The following is a 16,088-nucleotide window of genomic DNA, read 5'->3' on the forward strand; positions in this document are numbered from 1 at the left end:
CCTTTACCCGGCCTTCCCTCGTAAGGAATTATTAGCTGAGCCATTTCCCGCGGCGCGGCCATCAGCCCAAGCCCTTTATATGCCCGTTCCCGAATACCCCAGCGGCACCGTGCGCGCCCTCCTCAATACTGCGCACGTTTCCGAAGCCACCCGCGCTGCCCTGCAAGCCCGGCTCGATGCGCCCGCCACCTACGCACCCCAGCTGCTAGCCCCCGAAACCTACGCCCTGCTCGAAGCCGTGGCCGCCCGCCTGTTTCCCCAGCCCGACCGCGCCGACGAGCCCATCCCGCTGGCTCCGGCCGTGGACCAGCGCCTGGCCGAAGGCCGCGCCGACGGCTGGCGCTACGACGCTCTGCCGCCCGACCGCGAGGCCTACCGCCTGGGCCTCGGCGGCATCCAGGAAATTGCGCAGGCTATGTTCCAAGCTGATTTTATTGGTCTGAAAGCTGTCCAACAGGATGCCGTGTTGCGGACGCTGGCCGATGGCCACCCGCCCGGCGCCACCTGGGCCACGCTGGACGCCGGCCGCTTCTTCGAGGAGCTGCTAGCCGAGCTGACAGAAACTTACTATGCCCACCCGCTGGCCCAGGAAGAAATCGGCTACGTGGGCATGGCCGACCTGCCCGCCTGGACGAAAATCGGCCTCAACGAAAAAGAAGACCGGGAAGTGGCAATGGGTGAATGAGTGAATGGGTGAATGGGTGAATGACTTTGGTCCTGCGCCCATTCGCTCCACTGCCTCATTCACCCATTCACCCAATCACTCATTCACCCATTGCAAAAATGCCCGACGAAGAAGTTCTCGAAGAAGGCGTCCTCAACCCCGTCAAGCCTGAAATACAGGACCCACTGCTGCGCGCCCTGCTGGCCGATGAGCCCGCTGCCACCGCGCCGGTAGCCGCCGACACACCCCAGGAAAAGCCGCAAGCCATTGCACCCGAAGCCGATGCGGTGGATTGCGTGGTGATTGGGCTGGGCGCGGGCGGCGCGCCGCTGCTGGCCCGCCTGGCCATGGCCGGCCTGAAGGTAGTGGCCCTGGAAGCCGGCCCCTGGCACAATCCCGAAAAGGACTTCGCTACCGACGAGAAAGCCCAGGACTTCCTGTTTTGGAATGATGAGCGGTTGGCCGCCGGCCACGACCCGCTGGCTATGGGCAAGAACAACTCTGGCACGGGCGTGGGCGGCTCCACGCTGCACTATACCGCCTACACGCCCCGCCCCCTGCCCGACGACCTGCACTTGCAGCGCGACTTTGGCAAGGGCGAGGACTGGCCGCTGAGCTACGAGGAACTGGAACCTTATTATGAGGAGATAGAGCAGTTTCTGGGCATTTCGGGCCCTACGCCTTACCCGTGGGGGCCGGCTCGCCGCAAGGGCTACCCGCTGGCCCCGCTGCCGCTCAACAGCGCCGCCCAACTGATGGTGCGCGGCGCCGAGAAACTGGGTATCCGCACCTCGCCGGCGGCTAATGCGGCGCTGTCGGCCCGCTACTACCAGGAAGGCATTGGCTGGCGCGAAGCCTGCACCAACCGCGGCTTCTGCCAGGCCGGCTGCTCCAACGGCGCCAAGGCCAGCATGGACGTCACCTTCATTCCGCTGGCCGTGAAGCACGGGGCCGACATCCGGCCCAATAGCTTCGTAACCGAGATTGAGCGCGATGCGCGGGGCCACATCACCGGCGTGGTGTATACCCAGAACGGCGAGCGGAAACGCCAGCGCTGCCGCCACCTGTTCCTCTGCGGCGGCTCGGTGGAAACGCCGCGCCTGCTGCTGCTCAACGAATTGGCGCTGACCAGTGGGCAGGTGGGCCGCAACCTGATGGCCCACCCCGGCCTGCAGGTGTGGGGCACGTTTGCCGACGAGGTGCGGCCCAATAAGGGCATTCCCGGCGGCCTGATTTCGCAAGACACGCACCGGCCACAGGATGCCGATTTCGCGGGCGGCTACCTGCTGCAAAGCATTGGCGTGATGCCCGTCACGTTTGCCGGGCAGGTGGCGCGGGGCCGCAAGCTCTGGGGCCAGCCCCTGCGCGACTACATGCGCCAGTACAACCACATTGCCGGCATCAACATCCTCGGCGACTGCCTGCCGCACGCCGACAATTTCATGGAATTGGCCGAGGAAAAGGACGCCCGGGGCCTGCCCAAACCGCGCCTGCACTTCACAGCCCAGGAAAACGAGCAGCGCATGAACGCCCATGCCGAGAAAATTATGCGCGGCATTTGGGAAGCGGCCGGTGCTACCGACATCTGGGCGTTTCAGCGCTACGCGCACGTCATCGGCACGGCCCGTATGGGCCGCAGCGGCGACGACGCCGTGGTGGACGCCAAAGGCCGGGCCTTCGACGTGCCCAACCTCTACATCTCCGACAACTCGACCTTCCCCAGCGCCCTGAGTGTGAACCCGGCTCTGACCATCATGGCCTTGAGCCTGCGCACGGCTGATAAGTTTCTGGAGCAGCAACAGCGCCGGGACGCTTAGAACCATGAAACAAGAACGTCATGCTGAGCGCAGCCGAAGCATCTCGCGTGCCACCACTAATCAATGATGTTCTCACGATTGAATTACTACCCCACACGAGATGCTTCGGCTGCGCTCAGCATGACGTTCTAAAAAACCAATTCATGAAATCCTTTCTCACGGAAATTCACGACCATTTCGGCAACGGCAACTACGAGGGCGACGAATACGGCGGCGCGCGCGGCCATAACGGCAACGGCCTGCCCACCGGCCTGCCCAACAACTTCATGTTTGCCACCGGCATCGAGTGCAGCTACCCCACCATCGATAACGGCAAAACCCGCCGCGACCTGCTGACCGAATGCGACCACTACAACCGCTACAAGCAAGACCTGGCCCTGGTGAAGGAAATGGGCCTGAAGGTGCTGCGCTACGGCCTGCCCTACTATAAAATTCAGCTCAGCCCCGATAAATACGACTGGGAATTTGCCGATAAGGCGATGGCCGAAATCCAGCGCCTGGGCATCACCCCAATTCTGGATTTGATGCATTTTGGCGTGCCCGATTTCATCGGCAATTTCCAGAACCCTGAACTGCCGGTGCACTTCGCGGCCTACTGCGAGGCGGTGGTGCAGCGCTACCCCTGGGTGCGCTACTACACGCCGGTGAACGAGATTTACGTGACGGCCAAGATGAGCGCCAAGGACGGCATCTGGAATGAGCAGCTGAAGTCAGACAAGGCGTTTGTGACGGCCATAAAGCACTTGGTGGCGGCCAGCATCATGGGCACGCAGAAAATTGCCAAGCACCGGCCCGACTGCATCATTGTGCAGAGCGAGTCGGCCGAGTTCACCCACGAGCTGCGCGCCGAGCACACCTACGAAGTGCAGATGGAGAACAAGCTGCGCTTCGTGTCGCTCGACTTGCTCTACGGCCATCACCCGGAGGGCGACGTCCTCAACTACCTCTACGACAACGGCCTGACGCGGCGCGAGTACGATTGGTTCATGGCCGGCGAGCCGCCCGGCTACCAGGTGATGGGCAACGATTACTACGGGCGCAACGAAAAAATCATGCTGCCGAACGGCGAAATCTGCACCAGCATGGACGTATTGGGCTGGTACAACATCACCCGCGACTATTACCTGCGCTACAAAAAGCCGGTGATGCACACCGAAACCAATGTGCTGGATGCCAAAGAGGCCTCCACCTGGCTGTGGAAGCAGTGGGTCAACATCTTGCGCATGCGCAAGGAGGGCGTACCAGTGCTCGGCTTCACCTGGTATTCGCTCATCGACCAAGTGGATTGGGACAAAGGCCTCGAGCGCAAAGTGGGCACCGTGAACCCCTGCGGCCTGTTCGACCTTGACCGCAAGCCGCGCCCCGTGGCCGACGCCTACAAAATGCTGTTGCAGGAGTACGGCCAGATTACCATCGTGCCCCACGGCGAGCTGTTTGAGGTGACGAAAGCGCCGGCCACGCTCAAAGTAGAAGTGTAGTGGCGGCGCCTGCGGTGCTGCTGTTGCGCGTGGCCCAGGCTTGGCCCCTGCCCGGTCTCGGCCTGTTGGCCCTGCCCGATGGCCCGGCGCTCGCATTAGCGAACCATGAATTGCACACGGCCTTAGCTGTTGAAGCAATACTGCCCGACGGCGCCCGCTACCCCGGCATGGCCACCGTGGAAGAGATAAGCCGGCTCGGCGAAGTAGTCCCTTCGCGGGGCTTATTGCTCGATTTCAGCGCGCCGATAGAAGTGCCGGCTGGTACGGAAGTCTGGCTGGCGGAGCCAGAAAGCGACCCATTTATGGGTCTTGACTAAATAGTGAGATTGAAAGGTAGGCGCGCCTTCGCCGATACCCGGCACGGCCCGTCGACTTTTTAGAAAGGCTGATAGACGCGCGTTGGCTGGCCCGAAAGAGGCCACTAGCTTGGCGACTACCGGAAACGACCGCTCCCGCTGTGGCAGCGGTTTCCGGCGTTCATTTCCCACCTTTCACTTATCTCATTATGTCCAAAATTCTCACTGCTCTCACGTTCTGTGTGCTGCTGGCGCTGGCCGGCCGGCCCCTCGCGGCTTCGGCCCAATGCCGCGACCCGTGGATTGCCAAAGCCTACCAGCAAGCCGCCAACCGCGCCCCCGTGGGCCAGGCCGATGTGTGCGAATGCAACACTAAACTGTACAACAACGGCAGCTGGGGCAACTACGACGAGCTACTGGGCTACGTGAAGCAGTTTTTGCAGAGCGGTACCCGCGTGGGTTATGCGCCGCTTTCCAACGGCAATTTTGCTATGGCCGTGCTGACCGGCAACCAGGTTTCGGCCGTTTCGGTGGTCAATTCCGGCGGCAACGTCATCGCGCCGGGCGGGGCTAATGTGGTGGCGGCGGGCGGCGGCAATATTGTGGCGGCCGGCGGTGGCAACATCGTGGCGGCGGGCGGCGGCAACATTACGGGCCTGAGCGCGAGCTCGCCCGGCTTCGCGTTTGGCTCGAGTCGCAGCTTGCTGTCGGCGGGCCAGCAGCGCAAAGCCACCAGCGGCAGTGGCGCCATCGTCATCCGCTAACGGCGCGCAAACGCATTTCGGCGCCCCGCCCCCATCTTGGCGCAACATTTTAACAAACGGCCGCAGATAGTGAGGAAGCACTCACTATCTGCGGCCGTTTTGTTTGGGGTGCCCCGACAGCAGTTCAGCCAGCGGGTTTAATCGTTCACCCGTTTTTTTTATGCATTCGCTGCGGAACTAGTTGGGAGCCACCCATGCTTTGCGTAAATTGCGAGACTACTACTCGTTCTGGTATTTGGCTCTTTATTACTTTCTATGAAATTCCTTGCTCCGTTGCTCCTGGTGTGCCTTTTGGTATTTCCAGCCGCAGCCCAGCGTATCATTATCAGCGGCCAAGTGGTGGAAGCCGTCAACGGCGAGCCCGTGCCGTTCGCGTCCATCTTTGTGCCCAAAACCAGCGCCGGCGTCACGGCCGATGCCGACGGCAAGTTCAAGCTGACCGTAGCTGGCTCGCCCGACTCCATTGCCGCTTCGGCCATGGGCTTTGCCACGCAGCGGCGCAAGCTCACCAACGCCGCCACGCAAACGGTGCTGTTTCGGATGAAGACCGGCGGCGTCACCTTGGGCGAGGTATTCGTATCGTCGCGCCAGCCCGAAAACCCGGCTTTCCGCATCCTGCGCGAAGTGCAGAAGCACAAGCCCCAGAACGAGCGCGCAGCCCTCACGGCCGCCGAGTTCGACTCTTACAACCGCATCGAAACCAGCCTGATTGACTTGCCCAAGAGCTTGTCCAATCGCAAGGTCATCAAAGACATTCGGGCGCTGGCCGTGCGCCAAGGCGCGGCCGCAGCGTCCGACACCGATGCGCCCCTGCCCGTTTTTGCTTCGGAAGTGGGCTCGCGGGTGTACCAAAAATACTCGCCTCTGCGCCGCCGCGAAGACTTGCTGCACAAGCAGATGCGTGGCGCCGGCCCGCGCGAAGGCTCGGTGCTTTCGCAAATGCTGGGTTCAAACTTCCAGAATTTCGACTTCTACCCCAACTGGCAGAACGTGCTGGGCAAGGACTTCATCTCGCCCATTGCCGAAGGCGGCCGCCTCACCTACGAGTACGAGTTGCAGGACTCCGTGTTTGTGGGCAAAGACTGGTGCTACAAGATTGCCGTGACGCCTAAGCGCAGCCACGATTTGGCCTTCAAAGGCACCATCTGGATTACCCAGGAGGGCTATGCACTGCGCCGTGCCGACCTCGTAGCCAGCCCCGAGGCTAACATCAACTTTGTGAGCGACCTGCGTATTTATCAGGACCTCACCTCGCCCGGCGATGGCGCGGGCCTGCCGGTACGGACCAAGCTGCTGCTGAGCGTGCGCCCCTACGAGAAGCAGGCCGCCATGCTGGTGCGCTTCACCACGGTGAACAGCAACTTCGTGCGCAACCAGGCGCACACCGAGACGGGCTTTTACGACCAGCCCATTGTGTCGTCGCTCATGGAACCGGCCGACCAGGGCGTTAGTAGCCTTATCAGTGGCTTGCCCCAGGGCGGTGCCAGTGGGTACTTCGACCAGCACCGGCCCGATACCCTCAGCCTCTCGGAGCGCCAGACGTTTGCCGTGCTCGATTCGGCCAAGCAGCTGCCTTCGGTGCGCAACGTGCTCGACTGGGTTGATTTGCTGGTGAATGGCTACAAGCGCGTGGGCAAGCTCGACATCGGCCCCATCGCCAACATCTATGCCCACAACGACTTCGAGGGCAACCGCTTCCGGTTCGGCTTCCGCACCACGCCCGACATCAGCCGCAACTGGGTGACGCAGGCCTACGTGGCCTATGGCACCAAGGACGAGAAGTTTAAGTACGGCGTGCGGACCAGCTTCATCGCCGAGCGCCGCCACTGGACGGTATTCACCGGCGAGTTCCGGCACGATGTGGAGCAGGCCGCGCTGCTCGACAACGACTTTCTGGACAACAACAACCTGTTTGTGGCCGCCTCGCGCTGGGGCCGCTTCCGCCAGGGCCTGCCCGTGATGCGCGACCTCACGGCCCTGAGCGTGCAGCGCGACCTGTTCCACGGCTTCACCCAGACCCTCACCGCGCGCTACCAGAGCATCAACCCGCTGTTCACCATCCGGTCGCGCCCCGCCCCCGGCATGCCCGCCGTCGACAATGACCCGAAATCCAACATTCTGCACCTGAGTGAGATGGTATCGGAGTGGCGCTACGCCCCCGATGAAAACCTGGTGCAGAGCGAAAACCGCCGCCGGGCCGTGGGCCTGAAGCGCTTGCCGGTGTTTGGCTTCCGCTACACGCTGGGCGCCATCGACTGGAACAAGGGCGACTTCATGTACCACAAGTTCAACCTGTCGGTTGCGCACAGCGTGTCGGTGGGCCAACTGGGCCGCCTCACCTACCGCGCCGAGGCCAACTACATTCCCTCGGCCCTGCCCTATTTCATCCTCAAAACCCCGCTTGGCAACCAGACGCCGTTCTACAACGCCAACGCCTTCAACCTGATGAACTACTTCGAGTTCGTCACAGACCGTTCGGCCACGCTGCGCCTCGACCACCATTTTGAAGGCTTGCTGGTGAACGCCATCCCCGGCATCCGGGCGCTCAACTGGCGCCTGGTGGCCACCAGCAACGTGCTCTACGGCAAGCTCTCGGACCGCAGCCGCCGCGCCAATGGCGACAACCCCGACCTGCCCGGCAACATTTCGACGCCTTATGTGGAAGTGGGCTACGGCATCGAAAACATCTTCAAATTCATTCGGGTCGATTTTATTCACCGCCTTACCTACCGCAACGTACCCGGCACCAACGACTTTGGTATCAAAGTAGGCGCCCAGTTCCGACTGTAGTTTTTGGGTGAGTAAGCCCTCGCTAAGCCCACTGGTTCAAAGCCGGTGGGCTTTTCGTATTTTAGCTCCCTATGCCACAATCACATAAGTTTGGCGGGCGTCGGGGCCGGCACGAAGCGGTTGGAAGGACGCTGATGCAGCTAGTACTGGGCACGGGCCTGCTGTTAGCTAGCCTGCTGGGGCTAAGTCTGCCGACCTTGGCGGCGCCCGAAGACACGCTGGTCGTGAATCCATCACAGCCGGCCCTGTATCTCGATGAGAACTACTACAGCATGCTGGAAGACCCATCCGGCCTGCTCACCATAGCCGACGTGCAATCACCGGCCTGGAGCCAGCGCTTCGTGCAGATGCGGGGCTCGGGGCATCCGCCCAATATCAACCGCACGCACAGTACCTACTGGCTGCGCCTTACGGTGCGTCATGCCACCACCGAAACGGCGGCCTGGTACCTGGAGCTGTACGACTCGCACATTGGACAGGCCGTGTTTTTCCGGCCCCAGCCCGGCCTAACTGCCGGCTACGACAGCGTGGTGACGGGTGCCAACCTGCCATTTGCCACGCGCCCGCATCCTTATAAGAACTTTCTTTTCGACATTCCGCCCCGGCCCGGCCAAACGGCGACATACTACCTGCGCCTGCACTCCGACACCCGCACCAGCTTCCGGGCTATGCTGCACAGCAGCGCCGGGCTTATACCGGAGCTGTCGGCGCAGTACTGGCTATTGGGAATATTCTATGGAATTTTGATTATCATGTTGTTATACAACCTGATACTCTTTTTCTTTTTGAAGGAGCAGACCTACTTGTCCTATGTGCTGTATGTGCTCAGCGGCACGCTGCTGTTCCTCACCGAGGACGGGCTGGGCTTCCAGTACCTCTGGTCGGACTGGCCGCGGTTCAACCACTTTATTGGGGCGGTAGCGCCGGTGCTGCTGCTCATCACATTTGCCGTGTACGCCAGCGGCTTTCTGGATATGGCCTCGCGCCTGCCAGCTTTGCACCGTCTGGGACGCTGGGTGGTGGGGCTGAGCACGGTCCTGCTGGTGCTTGATGTGGCAGTGGTCCACTCCGGTTTTAGTTTCTGGCTGTACTTGCTGCCTTACGGGCTGCTCTATTACTCGGCCTTTTGTGCCTATCGCAACGGGCTGCGGCCGGCGCGCTACCTGCTTCTGGCCCAGGCGCTGGTAGCCAGCAGCCTCACGTTCCTCATCATGCGCAAGCTGGGTATTGATTTTTATAACAACGCGTACACGGTGTATAGCCTGTATGCGGCCTTTGTGGCCGAGGTAGTTATTCTGAGCTATGCGCTGGGCGAAAAGCTGAAGGGCCTGATGGACACCACCCTGCTCACCCAGCACCGCCTGCTGAAGCAGCTCCGCAAAAAGCACCAGGCCCAGGACCGTCTGGTGGAGCAGATGCGCGAAAACCAAGAGCTCAAAGACCGGCTCAATACCGAGTTGGAGGCCCTGGTGGCCCAGCGCACGGCTGAATTGCGCCGCCAGAACGAAACCGTGGCGACCCAGAACCGGGAGCTACTGGAAGCCAATGGATTGCTGGCCCTGCAGTCGGCTGCCATCGAGAAGCTGAACAACGACCTCAGCCGCGACTTACACGCCGAAAAAGCCGCCCGCATCGAGGCCCGGGAAGTTGACTTTGGCGAATTCAGCCAGATTTACCCCGACAAAGACGCCTGCCTCCGTTACCTGGCCGACCTGAAATGGGCGCAGGGCGGCTACCGTTGCCGCAAATGCGGCCATGAAAAAAGCTGCGAAGCCCGCGAGCCACACGCCCGCCGCTGCACGCGCTGCCGTTACGTGGAGTCGGCCACGGCGGGCACCTTATTGCAAAAGTGCAAATTCTCCATTGTGAAAGCGATGTATGCCGTGTTCCTGCTGCATGCTCACAAGGGCAGCTACTCCTCTTCGGAATTGGCGAGAGTGCTGGAACTTCGTCAGGCCACCGGCTGGGCTTTTGCGCAAAAAGTGTTGGCAGCGCTCCAGCGGCGCCGCCAGGCCAGCGACTACCAGGAAGGCGAAGCGTGGACCCACGTACTACTGGATGCTACTGTTGAGGTAGAAATGGTGGAAGCGGAAGCAGCCGAAACCGGTGAATGAACCACCTTATATAATCCGGCAACGTTTGCAGACGTGCAATAATTAGCTAAAGGGCTTTAGCGGACATTTAATCCATAAATCGAAGGGATTGGTTCTGCCGAGGACTGCAAACATATTTTTTTTCAGTTCGGGCTATTTTTTTTCGTTGTTTTTTAGCCTTGCTACTCAAAATATGAAATGGCAGCCACGGAGCGACTCAGGGCTGAATACAGATTTCCTACGTGTGCAGCAAGCGTATAAGCGCCTGGCGCCTTAGCCGAAAAAAGGGCAAAAACAGCGCACTAGGGCATTTTTTAGGCTTGCGTTTGCCAGACACACACCTATACATTTGGACATCTCATCCCACCTGATGTCCGTGTTTCGCTCTTTTCTGAACGTCTTTTCGGCTGGTTGTCTCCGCATTGTAGCGAGCATTAATTCGTGTTCATCAAGCTACCGGAAACTGGCGCTCGTGCTCCCGCTACTGGCTGCCTGCCAACGCGGCGCGGTGCCTACTGCGGCCGTCGCGTCAGTTGCAAGCCCTGCAGCTCAAGTGAGTGTTGATGCCGAAACGCCCACGTTTAGCCCGCGGGTGCAGCAGTTGTTGACGCAGATGACACTGGAGGAGAAAATTGGGCAGATGACCCAGCTCAACCTTTCGGCGATAAACACGACGGGCGACAACAAGGATGTATTGCTCGACTCGGCAAAAGCGGCAGCCTTAGTCCGGGATTTTCATATTGGCTCGTTTATCAACGGGGAAGCCGTGCCAGCGGCCCAATGGGTGCGCTACTGCGCGGCGCTGCAGCGCATTGCCCTGCGCGAGTCGCGGCTGCACATCCCCATGATTTACGGCATCGACCATGTGCACGGGGCCAGCTACGTGAGCGGCACAGCCATCTTCCCGCACAATCTCAACCTGGGTGCCACTTTCAACCCTGAGCTGGCCCGCCTTACGGCCCGCGCCACGGTGCTGGAATCGGCCGACCTGGGCCACCGGTGGATATTCGCCCCCAACCTGGATTTGGGAGTGAACATCTACTGGCCCCGCCTGTACGAAACCTACGGCGAAGACCCGCTGGTGGCGGCTACAATGGGCGCGGCATTCGTGCGGGAAATGCAGACCAACAGCGAGATAAGCCCCTACAAGGTAGCGGCCTGCGCTAAGCACTTCATCGGCTACTCGGACCCTCGCAATGGCTGGGACCGCAACAACGCGCTGATTCCTGACCAGCGGCTGCAGGAATTCTTCCGGCCTTCGTTTCAGGCCGCAATCGATTCGGGCGTTAAGAGTGTGATGGTGAACTCCGGGGAGATTAACGGCGAGGCCGTGCATGCTTCGCGCGCTATTCTCACCGACCTGCTGCGGCGGCAGATGGGTTTCGAAGGCGTGGTGGTGACCGACTGGGAGGACATCAACCGCTTGGTGAAGGTGCAGAAAATTGCCCCAAATGAGAAAGAAGCTACTTGGATGGCCTTGGATGCAGGCATCGACGTGGCCATGACGCCTTACAACACCAATTTCTGCCGCTTCGTGAAGGAGCTGGTGCAGGAAGGGCGGCTGACGCCGGCGCGCATCGAACTGTCGGCCGGGCGGGTGCTGCAGATGAAGGACGAAATTGGCCTCTTCGAGAACCCCATGCCGCGCGCCGACCGGCTGGCCCGCGTAGGCGACCCGGTCCTGCGCGCCCAGGCCGTGGCGGCGGCCCGGGAGTCGCTGGTGTTGCTTAAAAACCAGAACAACGTGCTGCCGCTGGCTCTGGCCCGCGTGAAGCGCCTACTGGTGCTGGGACCGTCGGCCGACTCGCGCGCCAACCTGTGCGGCGGCTGGACGCTGGCCTGGCAGGGCCGCCCCGAAGAAGCTTACCCCAAGGACGTGCCTACGCTGGTAGAGGCCCTGCGCAAAGAGTACCCTGGCGTCATCATCGAAACGCTGCCCTACCGAAACACTACGGGCAAACTGCTGTCAGCCAACGTTGCAGCTGCGGCCAAACGAGCCGATGCAGTGGTGCTGGCGCTGGGCGAACGGCCTTACACCGAAGGGCTGGGCAACACGTCGGACCTGACCTTGCCCGAGGACCAACAGGTGCTGGCGCGGGCTGCTCAGGCCAGCGGCAAGCCTACCGTGCTAATCGTCATTGGGGGGCGGCCAAGTATTATTCGGAGCGTGGCGGGAAGTAGCGCGGCTATCATCTGGGCGGGGCTGCCGGGGTATGGCGGCGGCACGGCGCTGGCCGAAGTCATCAGCGGACGGACCAATCCCAGCGGGAAGCTGCCTTTCACATACCCGCAATTTGCCGGGCACGTCAGCAACTATCACCACGATAACAACGAGAACAGCCTCGACTTGAACGACTTTGATGCGGGCTTTGGGCAGTTTGGACCGAAATACAAGGCCGCCATGCTTACTGAGTTTGGCGAGGGGCTGAGCTACACGTCTTACACCTATTCGGGGCTGACGCTGAGCGACTCGGTGCTGACCGGCCTCGCTGGCAAGCTGCGCGCCACGGTACGCGTGGCCAACACCGGCCCGCGCGCCGGGCAGGAAGCGGTGCTGTGGTTTCTCACCGACGAGGTGGGCCGTATTGCGCGGCCGGTACGCCTGCTCAAGCACTTTGAAAAACAACCTTTTGCGGCTGGGCAGGCGCGCGAAATGGCTTTTACCATCGACCCGCTGCGCGACCTGAGCTACCCCGACGGGCAGGGCCGGCCCCAGTTGGAGGACGGCTGGTACACGCTGCGGGTGGGCTCGCAGATGGCCCGGTTCCGCTACGCGGGCAAAGCAGCCGCGGCGGAGGCCCGGGCGGCATCGGGCTCTACTGATTAGCCAATTACACCAACCTGTTTTTCTGCGATTTACCTTTTGATTTTCAGCATTTTCCCACCCACTTCAGAAAACTCACTATGAAGCGAGACGTTTACAAGAATGCGCTGCTCGGCCGCACTGCGGTGATGCTGGCTTGCGGTGTGCCCGCGCTGGCCACGAGCGCGCCGGCCGTGGCCGCCGCCCGGCCCCTGACCCAGCCCGTGGCCGATGTGCCCGTGAGCGGGCGCGTGACCGGGCCCGACGGCGCCGGCATTCCCGGCGTGACGGTGCTGGTGCGCGGCACCACAATCGGCACGAGCACCAACTCCGACGGGGCTTTCAGCCTGACGGCGCCCGAGGGCAGCACGCTGGTGTTCAGCTTTGTGGGCTACACTACCCAAACGGTGGTGCTGACGGCCGCCAACGCCGGTGCCGTGAGCGTGAGCCTGCGCGAAGATGCCCAGAAGCTGAGCGAAGTGGTGGTGGTGGGCTACGGCACTCAGGAGCGCGGGAGTGTGACGGGCGCCATCTCTTCGGTGGGGGCGGCCGACATTGTGCGGCAGCCGGTGCCGGACGTGACCCAGGCCATTCAGGGCAAGGTGGCGGGCGTCACGATTACCTCCAACGGCGGGGCACCGGGCGGGGCAGCGGGCACGTCGGTGCGGGTGCGCGGCATCACCTCGGCCGGCAACAACAACCCGCTGTACGTGGTGGACGGCTTCCCGCTGCCCGACGGCGGCGACAACCAGCTGAACGCCATCAGCCCAAATGACATTGAAACCATTGACATTCTGAAGGATGCCTCAGCCACGGCCATCTACGGCGTGCGGGCGGCCAACGGGGTGGTCATCATCACCACCAAGCGGGGCAAGGCCGGCAAGGCCACCGTCAACCTGGATGGCTACCGGGGCGTGCAGCGGCTGGCCCGCAAGCTGGACCTGCTGAACGCCCAGGAGTACGCTGTCATCAATAACGAAAGCCGCATTGCGGCCGGCAAACCCATTGCGCTCGACAAGCTGCGCGACCCGGCCGCGCTGGGCGAAGGCACCGACTGGCAGGACCTGGTGTTCCGGCAGGCCAAAATTCAGAACTACTCGCTGGGCGCCACGGGGGGCAGCGAAAAGGCCCGCTTCGCGCTGTCGGGCACGTATTTCCAGCAGGACGGCATCATTGTGGGCTCGAATTTTGAGCGCTTCACACTGCGGGCCAACGGCGACGTGCAGGTGGGCAAGATGCTGAAAATCGGCAACAGCATCTCGCTCACGCATCTGAACGACCGGCAGGTGACGAGCAACAGCGGCGAATACGGCGCCGTGCAGCAACTGCTGCGCATGCCGCCCACGGTGCAGGCCTACCGCCCCGACGGCTTCTGGTACCAGCCTGATAGTGAGCACGACAACTTCACGGAAGAAAACCCGCTGGCCACCTCGCTGCGCAACAACCAGAAGTTTACCCGCAACCGCGCCATCACCACGTTCTACGCCGAATTGGAGCCGCTGAAGGGGCTGAAGTTTCGCACCAACGTGGGCGTCGATTTCATCTTTGACAACTTCAACAGCTTCGCGCCCAAGGCGCCGGAGCTAGCGGGCTACACCACCCGGCCGGCCTACCTCACGGCGGGCGCCTCGGCCACGGCCAGCTACGCGCCCAGCTACCTGATTGAGAACACGGCTACCTACGACCACCTGTTCGGCGGCAAGCACCAGCTGACTTTCCTGGTGGGCCAGTCGGCGCAGGAGTTCAACTACAGCAATGTGGAGGCCTACCGCTCGCAGTACCTGCGCAACGACCTGCAGGTGATTAACGCGGGGCCCATCAACACGCTGGTTTCCAATGCGGGCGCCATCGACCCGTCGCGGCGCCTGGCCAGCTATTTTGGCCGGGTGAACTACGAATTTGGCGGCAAGTACATCTTCCAGGCCACGGCCCGCTACGATGGTTCTTCGCGCTTTCAGCCGGGCCAAAAGTTTGGCTTCTTCCCGGGAGCTTCGGCCGGCTGGCGCATTTCGGAAGAGGAATTTTTGAAGGGCAACCACACCATTAGCAACCTGAAGCTGCGCGTGGGCTATGGGCAGGTGGGCAACGAGCTGAACGCCGGTCGCTTCGCCTACCTGTACAACATCAACTTCGGCAGCTCCTATCCCTTCGGGCCCGACGGTGCTTTGAACGTGGGCGCGGCGCCCATTCGCCTGGCCAACCCGGACCTGCGCTGGGAGAAAAACAACCAGACCAACGTCGGCCTGGACTTCGGCTTCCTCGACAACCGCTTCGAGGCCAGCATCGACCTCTACAGCCGCAATTCGCCCAACCTGATTGCGCCGGTACCGGTGTCGCTGGTGTCGGGCACTTATCAGTCGGTGGACCGCAACGCGGCCTCGGCATACAACCGCGGCGTGGACGTGGCCCTGACTTCGCACAACTTCGCGGGCGCCGACGGGGCGCTGAACTGGTCGACCACGCTGAACGTATCGGCTTTCAAAACCCGCTTGGAGTCACTGGGCCTGGGCATTCCGTATAACGGGGCCGGCTACCTAAGCGGCAGCGTGGTGCGCTACGATGTGGGCCAGCCGTTTGGGGCGTTCTACGGCTACGTGGCCGATGGCCTGATTCAGACCCAGGAAGAGCTGACGACCCTGAACAACGCTGCGAAGACCGGCCCGGCCAAGGCCGACTACTACCAGCAGGGCGGCACGGCCCCCGGCGACATCAAGTTCAAGGACCTGAACGGCGACGGCACCATCACCGACAAGGACCGGACGTTCATCGGCAACCCGAACCCGAACTTCTCGTTCGGCCTCACCAACACACTCGCCTACAAAGGCTTCGACCTGAGCTTCTTCATTCAGGGCATTCAGGGTAACGACGTGTACAATCTCAACCGCTACATCACGGAAGGGGCCTTGTACGGCACCACCAACGGCACCACGCGCCTGCTGAACCGCTGGACCGGCGCGGGCACCAGCAACGACGTGCCCCGCGCCATCAATGGCGACCCGAACAACAACCTGCGCGTGTCGTCGCACTACGTGGAGGACGGTTCCTACGTGCGCCTCAAGAACCTGACTTTCGGCTACACCCTGCCGCGCAGCGTGATGAGCCGCATTTCGGCCAGCCAGATTCGCGTGTACTTCACCGCTCAGAACCTGCTGACCTTGACCAAATACACCGGCTACGACCCCGAGGTGAGCGCCAGCGGCATCGACCTGGGCATCTATCCGCAGACGCGCGTCTTCATGGGCGGCCTCAACATTGGGTTCTAATCCTCACACCAAGTAGTAAGTAATAAGTAGCAAGTAGTGAGACACGGGACAGCACAATAAGCATCTATCTACCATTGTCTTACTACTTATTACTCGATACTAAATACTTACTTAATTCCC

9 protein-coding genes are annotated in these 16,088 nt (G+C 61.6%); all 9 read left to right on the forward strand.

The features are described from left to right. Positions 1-79 precede the first annotated feature (79 nt). The 9 genes from Q5H92_RS02730 to Q5H92_RS02770 all read left to right on the forward strand — a co-directional run bounded on the left by Q5H92_RS02730 (position 80) and on the right by Q5H92_RS02770 (position 15,968). Positions 80-685 (forward strand): gluconate 2-dehydrogenase subunit 3 family protein, encoded by a 606-nt coding sequence (locus Q5H92_RS02730; RefSeq protein ID WP_305009942.1) that lies wholly within the window; start codon positions 80-82, stop codon positions 683-685. Between the two features lie 98 nt (positions 686-783). Beyond that, positions 784-2,481 (forward strand): GMC family oxidoreductase, encoded by a 1,698-nt coding sequence (locus tag Q5H92_RS02735; RefSeq protein ID WP_305009943.1) that lies wholly within the window; start codon positions 784-786, stop codon positions 2,479-2,481. A 143-nt stretch (positions 2,482-2,624) separates the two neighbouring features. Next, entirely contained in the window at positions 2,625-3,959 is a 1,335-nt protein-coding gene (locus Q5H92_RS02740) for a family 1 glycosylhydrolase (RefSeq protein ID WP_305009945.1), read from the forward strand. Next, complete coding sequence (locus Q5H92_RS02745) at positions 3,959-4,276, forward strand: hypothetical protein (protein WP_305009946.1); 318 nt, start codon at positions 3,959-3,961, stop codon at positions 4,274-4,276. Before Q5H92_RS02740 ends, Q5H92_RS02745 begins: the two co-directional genes overlap by 1 nt. A gap of 188 nt (positions 4,277-4,464) precedes the next feature. Further along, positions 4,465-5,019, forward strand: coding sequence for a hypothetical protein (locus tag Q5H92_RS02750; RefSeq protein ID WP_305009947.1), 555 nt, complete (start codon positions 4,465-4,467; stop codon positions 5,017-5,019). Positions 5,020-5,274: 255 nt separating this feature from the next. After that, a complete protein-coding gene (locus Q5H92_RS02755; protein WP_305009949.1) occupies positions 5,275-7,809 on the forward strand; it encodes a DUF5686 and carboxypeptidase-like regulatory domain-containing protein in 2,535 nt (844 codons plus the stop codon). A 71-nt stretch (positions 7,810-7,880) separates the two neighbouring features. Then, positions 7,881-9,923: a 7TM diverse intracellular signaling domain-containing protein gene (locus Q5H92_RS02760; protein ID WP_305009950.1), complete on the forward strand. Its 2,043-nt coding sequence runs from the start codon at positions 7,881-7,883 to the stop codon at positions 9,921-9,923. A gap of 532 nt (positions 9,924-10,455) precedes the next feature. Beyond that, positions 10,456-12,729: a beta-glucosidase family protein gene (locus Q5H92_RS02765; RefSeq protein WP_305009951.1), complete on the forward strand. Its 2,274-nt coding sequence runs from the start codon at positions 10,456-10,458 to the stop codon at positions 12,727-12,729. Between the two features lie 77 nt (positions 12,730-12,806). Further along, entirely contained in the window at positions 12,807-15,968 is a 3,162-nt protein-coding gene (locus Q5H92_RS02770) for a SusC/RagA family TonB-linked outer membrane protein (protein ID WP_305009952.1), read from the forward strand. Positions 15,969-16,088: the final 120 nt, after the last annotated feature.

Source organism: Hymenobacter mellowenesis, from assembly GCF_030581005.1.
In the GTDB taxonomy this organism is placed as follows: domain Bacteria; phylum Bacteroidota; class Bacteroidia; order Cytophagales; family Hymenobacteraceae; genus Hymenobacter; species Hymenobacter mellowenesis.

Bases quoted from the DNA above. Each gene is read 5' to 3' on its own strand.
- Q5H92_RS02760 (WP_305009950.1), top strand. From the start codon at position 7,881: ATGCCACAATCACATAAGTTTGGCGGGCGTCGGGGCCGGCACGAAGCG.
- Q5H92_RS02770 (WP_305009952.1), top strand. From the start codon at position 12,807: ATGAAGCGAGACGTTTACAAGAATGCGCTGCTCGGCCGCACTGCGGTG.
- Q5H92_RS02735 (WP_305009943.1), top strand. From the start codon at position 784: ATGCCCGACGAAGAAGTTCTCGAAGAAGGCGTCCTCAACCCCGTCAAG.
- Q5H92_RS02755 (WP_305009949.1), top strand. From the start codon at position 5,275: ATGAAATTCCTTGCTCCGTTGCTCCTGGTGTGCCTTTTGGTATTTCCA.
- Q5H92_RS02730 (WP_305009942.1), top strand. From the start codon at position 80: ATGCCCGTTCCCGAATACCCCAGCGGCACCGTGCGCGCCCTCCTCAAT.
- Q5H92_RS02750 (WP_305009947.1), top strand. From the start codon at position 4,465: ATGTCCAAAATTCTCACTGCTCTCACGTTCTGTGTGCTGCTGGCGCTG.
- Q5H92_RS02740 (WP_305009945.1), top strand. From the start codon at position 2,625: ATGAAATCCTTTCTCACGGAAATTCACGACCATTTCGGCAACGGCAAC.